This is a genomic window from Ureaplasma sp. ES3154-GEN, from assembly GCF_025780075.1.
Taxonomy (GTDB): Bacteria; Bacillota_I; Bacilli_A; order Mycoplasmatales; family Mycoplasmoidaceae; genus Ureaplasma.
The window spans coordinates 37,126-47,376 of sequence record NZ_JAOXHM010000001.1 but is presented as its reverse complement, the minus strand read 5'-3'; the positions used below and the strand labels follow the sequence as shown (position 1 = coordinate 47,376).

Here is a 10,251-nt window from a genome sequence, read left to right as displayed (position 1 = left end):
AAAATATTATTTAATTTAATTGATCTAAAAAGGAGTAAAAGAAGTATATGACAAATCAAAAAAATAAACAAACAGAGATTAAATATGTTTGTTTAGGTGATAGTTATGCATCGGGTTATGACCCTATTTTGGGATACGAATTGCCGGGCAAGATGAATAACAATCTGGTTGATGGTTTGTCGTATGCTTCTTTTCTTGTCTATTACTGAAAACAATATACTGATTATCAAGTAGCTAGTTATGATAATTTAGGCTTAATGCATGCCCGAATTGTTGATTGACTTTATTTATTAAAACATCCAACAGATGAATATTTGTATAATGAAGAATTTAGTTATTTTCAATTTTTGAATGAATGAAATAATGTACAAAAACCAGCATTTAATGAGCATTTAAATAGTTTTTTATCACTATTTTATTTATTTGATCATACTCAATTTGCACAACTGCATAATGAGATGACTAATAAGTTAGTGAATAAAATTAAGGATGCTAATATACTTACAATATCATTAGGTTTATTTGATTTCCTAGATTACGATTTAGTTAGAGATTTAAGTATTTTGATTAAAAGTAAAAATAATCAATTAAATGCATTTGAAAATTTATTTGATAATTTATATTTAAATAAACAAATTATTATTAAAAACTATGTTCAATTAGTTAAGATTATTCAAACAATTAATCCGGATGCAAAAATTTATTTAGTGGGTTATTTAAAACCTTTTGCTCTTCTAAATAATTTAATTGATCATTGAACAGCGTTTGGTGAACAAACAGATTTATGTGTACAAATATGAGATCAATTAGCCAATGTTATTAAGCAAACAGCGAACATCACTAACGTTTATTACATTAATCCGCATCGCCTTATTTATGACCAAAAAATCAAAAGATATCATTCTTGTTGATACGATTTACATCCGTCATTTTCTGCATACAAACAAATTGCCATTGATTTGCTTGTGAAAACAACTTGTCAAAAGGAGGTTTATCAATACTATTTATATGATGAAGTTAGTACTCGTTATCTAAGTACAGACGAAAATTGTTTTGATTTCTTTTTAAAAGTAAGTGAAAACCAACAAACTAAAATCGTTGATCAACTTTTAAAACATGATAGTGTGTTATCATTGTCAGAACTTGAAGGACAACAAGAAGATTTGATTTATCAACCGATGAACAAAAGATTGTTGACTTATTTATCACTAAGTTGGTTGCACAGATATAAAAATTATTTTTTAAAGATTTTAGATTCATTTTTTAGTCTTTTTACTTCTGATTATGAGAGTAATATTGCTTATCGATTTCTAAAAAAGATGGATGATCAAAATAATTACCTTGGTTATAATTTATTGTATTATGCGATCCAAAGTGAGTTATGAACAAAATGATTAATAAGTATTCAGGATAACCTGGTCAATAAAAATAAGAAATTGTTTGTTGACGAAGAAACTTTTTGAAAAGCAATTCTAGTGGCCATTTTTCACTCAGAACATTTTAATATCTTAATTGAAATTATTTTTAAAAACCAGTATGTCAGAGCGCATACAAAACAATGAAAAACTTATTTAATTGATTTTTTTACATCCTTTCACAATCACACAATAATTATTAATTTTTTGTTATATGTTTTATTTAACAAGAAATACAATCAAAAAATTAAAGAAGTTTGCTATAAATTGATCGAGTTGTTAACTAATCAAATTAGATTTAAGAAATATGTTTTATTGTTTATTGATCAAATATTTTTATTTCAGGATTACATTCTTGCTCAAAAAACAATTTATGAAAAAATAATTGCAGTTTTCGAAGTTAATAAATACCTGTTTGCGAAGGATGATCAAACAGTTGTTGTACACCAATTAATTAGTAATGAGAACTGGTGAAGTGGTCTATTTGATTTATTAATTTGACTTTTACCTGAAACTTTAATTAGAGGTCTAGGTAGGAAAGAAGTTATTAGGTATTTTAAAGGATTAAAAACTTTATTAATAAATAAACAGAATTTAAATTTAATGACGAACCATTTATACGGTTTGTTAATGCATTATGATTTAATATATTTATTTTATAATCATCGTTGAAGTGATGTTGCCGATGTTATTAAAAAAATTTTTAAACCATATGTTTATCAAATTAATGAATTATTATTAGTAAATTTAAGTCATTTAAATTACTCTCCGGCAACAATATTTATTTTATTTGATAATTTATTGTTGTATTCAATTAATAAATATTATCGATTTATAAAAAATAATCAATTAGTAAGTCGACAAAAAAACCAGGATGTGCATCGCTATTTTTTAAAACAAATATTGTTAGTTTTATATAACCAAAATTATGATGTTTCCTTGATTAAAGATATTATAAAATCATTATTTGCGCATTTATTTTTAAAGAAATATACATCAGAACAGTATCCTAATATTTTGTTGGCAATGACAATTAAACAAATTAATTTCAAAGCCAGCACTAATAAATCTTTAGCAAACAATCTATTAGATTTATTCAAGCATTTGGATCTTATTTTCAATGATCAAATTCTAATGCAAACTATTTATCAATTATGTGTACAAATTAGTCATGATACTCTTTTTATTGAATCTAATAATCAGGATCCTTTAATTACTTTTATCAATCGTTTCTTAGAGTCATTAAATAAGTGGATAAACAATGAATTTAGTAATTTATGACGTTTAATTTGTGATGATAAAGGTTTGCTAAATACGAGTATTACTGGATTGTTAATACGTTATCTAAAAGTTTTAACTAGCAACCAATGTGATTTATTAATTAACGCCGAAAAGAATGCTGTTAGTTTCTTTTTGCACAATTTACAAAATCGACCAGTATTTAAACATTATTTTATTTATTTAATTTCGCGAATTAATAGTGAAATAATTAATTATCAAGATATTAATAAAAAACAATTTGCTTATTTAGTAAAACATTATTCATACCAATTTTGGTTAGAACCAAAACACGTTGATCAGCTAATTAATTTACCTTGAAGTCAATTAAAAAAACTTGTTGATTTGTTAGGGGTTTATTTACAAACCTTCCCTTGAATTAAAGGTCAAAAATTTCTAATTAGTTTTAGTAAATTAATAACATTCCTGATTAAAGCTTATCAACATGTTGAATTGATATCTAGTCGCCAAAAATTAACTTCGACAATGAATTTTATTTTAAACGGAATTAAGGATTGAAAATTTATCCACCGACTAATTATTGATTATGTCAATCAATATTTCCAAAATATTAATTTAAACATTAGTGTACATGAGCATAACCAATTAATTGATTTCTTTTTAAATAACCAAAAGTTTATTAACCTAATTAAAAAGTTTTATGATCTTGTAATTATCAAAGATCCATTTATTTTTGATCTTTGAACCCAAGACAAACAACATATGCTTGTGCGTTCATTATTTTATTTAATTGATAAATATGATCTAATTGATGATTGAAAAAACGTTTTCTTTGAGCTAGTTACAAACAAAACAATCGTTCATATTATTACCCAGTTTATATTTATTCAGTTAAGGATTGATACTAAAAAAGTGAACTGAAAACTCCAAAAACAATTTATTGGAGAAATGATAAATTATTTAATTAAATTACCAAATGTTAATAATTGGTTCATTAATACAACTAAAAAATGTTTATTAGTTAAACACAAAGAATCAACGGTTTTTTATTTAGGGATATACTTAGATTCGTTTAAGGATTTTATTTTTTCAAATTTTAATAATAAAATTGAATTATTACTATTTGCATTTGAAAATAAAGAAATTAATTTTTTAGGGCTATGTGATTTTTTCAACACAGTTGTATTGCATTCCCCACTTGATCAACTAGATAATATTAACCCACTATACACTCCATGGTATTCGTATCTTTTGCAATTACTGTTAGTCCCCCAAATGAATAAACAACGATTTAATTATAAAACGTTACTTTATAAAAAATATTTACAGCGTTTTTATCGTCTTTTATGATTTTATGTTGAACAACATGATCAGTATTACGAAATATATTACCAAAGTTTACAAAATTTAACACTGTGTTTGTTTGCATATACGCATCAGAAATATTTTATTCATTCATCTCATGGATTATGGCATAATAAGACTAAATTTTTTTCCTTAAGCTACTATTTAATTAAGACAATTACTTTTACTTCTGAACAACAGATATGAATAACTAATTTTTTGCAAATCCATAACCATTCTAAAAAAATAGTTGATATGGAAAAAATTGTTTATCAACGCTTATATTTTCATTTAATATCATTTTTAGGCGACAAACCAAATGCTAATATCTTTTTGTTCTTAGAGCTTCTAAAACAAAAAAAATAAACATATATCTGTAAACAAAAACTAACATTATTGAAATGTTAGTTTTTTAAAATAAAAATTATTTTGTTTGTAAATTATTTTTACTTGAATTTGGGTAATTTTTACTCTCAAATAAAGTAATTTGGTCCAAATAATCGTTAATATAGGTAATTTGTTCTTTCGAACTTGGATTATTAATTAACTTATAAACCAGTTTATTTTCATCCAAATAATTCTGACAAACGTTCATTCATTCGGGGATCTTTTGCATAATTAAGTTTGCATATTCCATAGTCTTATTAATTCGCTGATCAATGATGGTTAAATTATACAAGACTTCGTGACTATTAGTTAAAAAACTAAAATTCTTATCTAATAGTTGTTGATAATATTCGTTTAGATATTGCTGATCATATTCCAAGATAATAAGTTGTTTGTTCTTTAAAGCAAGGATTTGGTTTATATTGTAAATATTTTTTCGCACAAAATATTCAATTTTTTGTAAATGATCATTATATGTTTGCATCAATTGTTTTCATTGGTCTAAATGGTTTATACAACTAAGAACATTTATAAATAAATGCTTTAGTTTTTGCAGAGTATTATAGTCCTGAATCAGAAGGGTTTCATGACTAATATTTATAAGTCGTTGGCATTCATTACCGATAAGGTTTAATTGGGAAATTAGTTCATCATAGTGAATAGATGATAATTGAATCTGGTATGTTTTTACTTCGCTTTGCAGATCTGTTAATAAATGTTGAACAATGTTTAAAGCATTGTTCATATCATTTTTTAATTCTTGATAAGTATGTTGTGTTTGATGATGTTGGTAAGCAAGTGGAATTAAAAAATTAAGTTTTTGTTCAAGATTAAATAAATATTTTTCATAAACAATATTGAATTGTGAATTATTTAAATAAGTTTTAAAGTTTTTTTGTTTGATAATAGTTCATTCATTTGCCAACATAAAATATTCATCTAAAACAGGGTGCTGGAATGTTTGTAGTAAGTAATTGTTTAATAATTTAGATTTATGTTCTAAATCTTCATTTAGACTAATAAAATAAACAAGATTGCGAATCAAGTGAACTTTATTTTTTCAAATACTATTAATTTGTTTGTTGATAAATTTTTCTTGTTTTTTGTCAAAATGGCCATTCTTTTTTAATAGTTCTAGCTGGACAATGAATTCCTCAATTTTTTGAGCGGCTTTATTATAGTTTGAATTATCTAAATCATACTTACGGCAGAAGTCCATATAAAATGAATCAAGTTGTTTATTAGATGTAATATAATTAACTAAACAATCATCATTTTCATCAAATGAGGATCAGAAATGATTTAAATCATTGTTAAAAATTTTTACATTTTTTTCAAAATTCGTAAATTGTTTATGCAAGTGGCGTATAAATAAATGAGTTTTAAAAATATACCCTTTTGTTATTAAATGATGCAGAGTGATTAACTCATCGTTTAATATACTAATTTGTTCGACTAAATCATAACGATATGTGTTAATTGTAGAAATAGACTCAGGTTTGGCATATTGATACATATTGTCTTGATTAATAAATACTTTATTAAATCGATTGTCAAATTTTTGGCGGTAAATAATTAGTTTTTGGAAATAGTAATGGTAATATTTCTTTTGTTTAATTGACATACACAACATTGTTATTCCTAGAATTAAGGCCAGGATGATAAAAACTAACAAACTTAAAATTTCGTATTTCATAAATCTCACTATTCCCTTCACTTTAAATTATAAAAGGTTTTAAATATATTAATTTTTTTTAATTTGTGTTAAAATAATTAAAGCATATGATTAGCGAATCAACATATTCTGCAAATATTTAATTACGGGATGCATTAAAAGTAAGAAGTGCTATCATTCTGAAATTATTAAAATTAAATTATGCAAACAGAGTTGATTATTGAAGTTATATGCCTATATTAAGAAATAAGAGGAAATAACAAACTATGAGTCGTTATACAGGAAGTATTTACCGCAAATCTCGTCATTTAGGCTTTTCTTTATTAGAAAACAACAAAGAGTTTAACAGTGGTAAAAAAAGAACCTATGGACCCGGTCAACACGGTAATAAAAAAACTAAATTATCAAACTACGGTCAACAATTATTAGAAAAACAAAAATTAATGTATCTTTATGGATTAAACGATCGTCAATTCCGTCGTTTATATAAAGTTGCAATGAAACAAGGCGGTGTTCTTACTTTAGACCTATTACAAGTACTAGAATCGCGTTTAGATTCAGTTGTTTTCCGTGCAGGATTAGCTCCAACTCGTCGCGCCGCACGTCAATTAGTAAACCACAGTCATGTATTAGTTAATAACAAGAAAAATAATATCCCATCAGCATTATTAAATGTTGGTGATGTTGTTTCTTTAAAATCAACTGCATTAGAAATTCCAGTTGTTAAAAATACACAAAATAAACCAGCTCCATTTATCGAAGTGGTTGATGCAGAAAAGAAAGCATTAAAATTAGCTCGTTTACCTCAACGTGAAGAATTACCAACAGATGTTAATGAAGCTTACGTTGTTGAATGATTCAATCGTTTACTGTAATTACTAATAAACACTATTTTAAACCACCTAGTTTTTTAGGTGGTTTTTTATTCACCTTGTATTTATAAACTAATTAGAAAAAGGAAAATAAGTATGGATTTTTTAAAAATTATTACTCTCAATCCGATTAATGAAAATGAACTAGAAACGCTAGTTGTAGATTTTAATAACCAAACCCACCCGATGAAAACATATCCTTTAGAAATGGAAAATAATAATTGAATTATTCAAGGGCCAATTGATCGCATTTATCTAAAAACACTTTACCAACTAAATCATTTTTTACAAAATAATCTAGGACAACAAGTAATGTTAGTTGTTACACAGGTTTTAGGTAAGGATTTTAGTTTTAATGGTAATACAATTCTCTTTGACTTTAAACACGATGTTTTACTAGAAAAACTGCTCGAGGTCGATGATTTGTTGTTAAGTAAATTAATTAATGAAAAAAATGTCATCATTAGTTTTAAACACAAAAACGTTTTTCAAAAAAGTAAAGAGATTGTACTACAGACTGAACGTGGACCATTAAATTACATTATATTTGAAGAACAATGATCAAAAAAAATATTCACTGCGGCGTATGTTGGCAGTTTAGATGATGTTGTTAATTTACGAATTCACCACATGTGTGAAACTAGTGAAATTTTTGATTCACAACACTGTGATTGTAAATTACAATTAGAATCTTTTAAAGATGTTATGTTTAGTGAAGGTGGATTAATGATTTATGCACACGAGGAAGGTCGTGGAATTGGCCTGTTAAACAAAATCAATGCTTATTATAACACTCAAGTTTATCAAATGGATACATTCGATGCAACATTTGATTTAGTTGGTAAGGGTGAAAATCGTGCATTTGACATGGCTGCTGAAATTTTGTCTCTATTAAATGTTAAAGCGGTTAATATTTATACTAATAATCCTTTAAAAATTAATCCTATTATCGATCGTCATATTTTAGTACATCGTAAGAAAATTTGAGAATCACTAAATAGTAATGAACAAAAAAACTACACACAAACTAAAATTAAACGTATGGGCCATATGAAATAATAAAAACAAAAACCACAGTTTTTTTGTGGTTTTTGTTTTATTTTCATTATATAGTGATTATAAGCGTTAATTATAAATGGCCAATAACCGAAGCAATCATTAAATTATCTTCAAATGAAGTAGTTAATATTAAATTAGTTGGTTGGTTTTTTATGTGAACCAATCATGGTCCTTTAGTGATTTTAATTTCAATATCATCATATAAGTATTGTAAATAAAACGCCTTCATCACCGCTTCTTTACAAGAGAAAATTACACCAAGAACTCACGAAGAATTACTGTGGTTAAGATAAAATTGATACTCATTTTTAGTCAAGACTCGTTTTGCAAGAATATTATTTTTCAATTCTTTTCGCTGCAAATTAATTAGATCGATTCCGTGTCTTAATTGCATGATTTTAATGTTGGTTTTTGACTAATATAGTCAAAAGAATCATCTAAATTAATTTTGTCTTTAATATTATTAATGAATTGATCTAATTCTTCAGCATATTGCTTGTAGTTTTTTAGCTGGTGGTTATCAGCGTTTAGTTGTTTAATCAATGACTCTAACTCATCAATTTTTTTATAAGCATCTGTTAATGCTTGAATATAGAGATCAAAATCTTGATCAACACTTTTAGCATCATAACCAAAATTATTGGGAACATACTTTTTATGCATTAATTTATTAAGATCCAAACGTTTCATAGATTTTACTTTCCTAAAAAATAAATATATTGACTAGATTGATAAGGTTGGTTAAAAACTAAATCATCTGCAATTTGGTTTTCTAAACTGTAATCTTCCTCCTTGTGAATTGACGCAAGTGCGATATTTGCAATACCTGACGCAACTTGTACACCAATTGATGCGATGGTTGATCACAAAAGAATTTTATTTCACATTACAAGTGGGGCGGCGAGTAATGCGGCAAAACCACTATAAATGTTTTGTTTTTCATCTTTTTTCAACAGAATCATTTTAAAAAAACGGGCTCCCAAAACTCATTGTAGCCTTGCTTGGGTGTTGAGCGATTCGCGCATACATTCGTGCTGCAGTATTATCTAGTAATTGGGTGCGTGAATATTTGGGGTTAGGATTTAATGTTTGCACCAATTGAGCGATTAATCCGATGCTGCCTGCTAAATTTTGGCCAAGCATGCCGGTAATAATAGCGGTGTTTCATAAATACGAAGCACCGTATCCACCGGTTAAATTAGTTTTTTCTTTTTCATTTAATAATTTCATTTTTTCCTCCTTTAATTAATTAACAGGAAATAAAAAATGATTTACTATTTTTTTATTCTTTTTGCGTTAGGAAAATTACGAAAATGAGCCTTAGCTAAATAATAAAGAAAACCAGGTTTATATTTATTATGAATGTAATCGATTGCAACTCTGATTTTTTCGTTATCAGCACCTAAAGGTAAATTAATTTGATATTTCTTTTCTAGACTTAATTTATTTTCTAATAGATAAGCGCGTGCAATAATTGAAGCACAGGCGACACTTAAATAATAGCTTTCTGCCTTGTTTAAACTTTTGTCGATAGTAATTGGTTTTAGTTTAGCAATACTTTCATATTCATGAAATTTCTTTAGTGAAACATACTGGTCAATGACTGTGTATGTTTGGGGATGTTTCTTTTGTAAAACACTAATTGCTTTGTTATGCAGAATTGTTTTAAGAATATGTGCATTTTGCATTTCTTTATATAACTGGTTATATTCATAAGGAGAAAATGATTTAATTACATAATCAATTTTTTCCTTAATAATTGGGGCAATTTTTAAAATATAATTATCGGTTAGTTTTTTTGAATCTATTACTTTTAAATCTTCTAAAAAACTAAAATCAGTTTTTTTTAAATAAACAGCGCATACAACTAAACCATGAAAAAAATCGCCCACACCCACTTCATCACTTCCGATAATTGCGTTGTGATTCAATTGATCATTATTGATTTCCTTATTTTTGGGGGTTAGTTCTTTCTTTTTGTTAATCGCTTGTTGTTTGCCTAAACAGATTAATATAGGAAACCTTATAAGTAATTGACTTCATAAATTATCATCATAAATTTGTACAACAGTTTTATATGTACTATAAACATCAATTCGGAAGTGTTTTAATTGTACAAAACGCTTTAAAATGTACAAATTATTATTACAGGATGTTAAGATATATGGTTGTAATATTTGACTAATCTGTTGATATTCTGTTGAACTTAATTGTACTGTTCAAATTTGCATATGATCTACCTTTTTTCTTCTTATCTTTT

The 10,251-nt window shown here is 26.2% G+C and carries 9 protein-coding genes; 3 read left to right on the top strand and 6 right to left on the bottom strand.

Going from position 1 to position 10,251, the window contains the following annotated elements; all coding sequences use genetic code 4:
- Positions 1-47 precede the first annotated feature (47 nt).
- On the top strand, positions 48-4,364 hold the full coding sequence (locus OF377_RS00155; protein ID WP_263835883.1) for a hypothetical protein: 4,317 nt from the start codon (positions 48-50) through the stop codon (positions 4,362-4,364).
- Positions 4,365-4,422: 58 nt separating this feature from the next.
- On the opposite strand, the gene OF377_RS00150 is transcribed toward OF377_RS00155, so the two are convergent.
- A complete protein-coding gene (locus tag OF377_RS00150; protein WP_263835882.1) occupies positions 4,423-6,081 on the bottom strand; it encodes a hypothetical protein in 1,659 nt (552 codons plus the stop codon).
- Between the two features lie 245 nt (positions 6,082-6,326).
- On the opposite strand from OF377_RS00150, the gene rpsD reads away from it, so the two are divergent.
- Both rpsD and OF377_RS00140 read left to right on the top strand, forming a co-directional pair.
- Complete coding sequence (gene rpsD, locus OF377_RS00145; RefSeq protein ID WP_263835881.1) at positions 6,327-6,935, top strand: 30S ribosomal protein S4; 609 nt, start codon at positions 6,327-6,329, stop codon at positions 6,933-6,935.
- 93 nt (positions 6,936-7,028) lie between these two features.
- Positions 7,029-7,991, top strand: a complete 963-nt coding sequence (locus OF377_RS00140; protein WP_263835880.1) for a hypothetical protein — start codon at positions 7,029-7,031, stop codon at positions 7,989-7,991.
- A gap of 70 nt (positions 7,992-8,061) precedes the next feature.
- On the opposite strand, the gene OF377_RS00135 is transcribed toward OF377_RS00140, so the two are convergent.
- Genes OF377_RS00135 through OF377_RS00115 form a run of 5 tightly spaced genes read right to left on the bottom strand, consistent with a single transcriptional unit; the run spans position 8,062 to position 10,222 of the window.
- Complete coding sequence (locus tag OF377_RS00135; protein WP_263835879.1) at positions 8,062-8,385, bottom strand: 4'-phosphopantetheinyl transferase superfamily protein; 324 nt, start codon at positions 8,383-8,385, stop codon at positions 8,062-8,064.
- Positions 8,376-8,681, bottom strand: a complete 306-nt coding sequence (locus tag OF377_RS00130) for a hypothetical protein (protein ID WP_263835878.1) — start codon at positions 8,679-8,681, stop codon at positions 8,376-8,378. The genes OF377_RS00135 and OF377_RS00130 overlap by 10 nt, the downstream gene beginning before the upstream one ends.
- A 5-nt stretch (positions 8,682-8,686) precedes the next feature.
- On the bottom strand, positions 8,687-8,953 hold the full coding sequence (locus tag OF377_RS00125; RefSeq protein ID WP_263835877.1) for a hypothetical protein: 267 nt from the start codon (positions 8,951-8,953) through the stop codon (positions 8,687-8,689).
- Position 8,954: 1 nt separating this feature from the next.
- Complete coding sequence (locus OF377_RS00120; RefSeq protein WP_263835876.1) at positions 8,955-9,221, bottom strand: hypothetical protein; 267 nt, start codon at positions 9,219-9,221, stop codon at positions 8,955-8,957.
- Positions 9,222-9,265: 44 nt separating this feature from the next.
- Positions 9,266-10,222: a ribonuclease HIII gene (locus OF377_RS00115; RefSeq protein WP_263835875.1), complete on the bottom strand. Its 957-nt coding sequence runs from the start codon at positions 10,220-10,222 to the stop codon at positions 9,266-9,268.
- Positions 10,223-10,251: the final 29 nt, after the last annotated feature.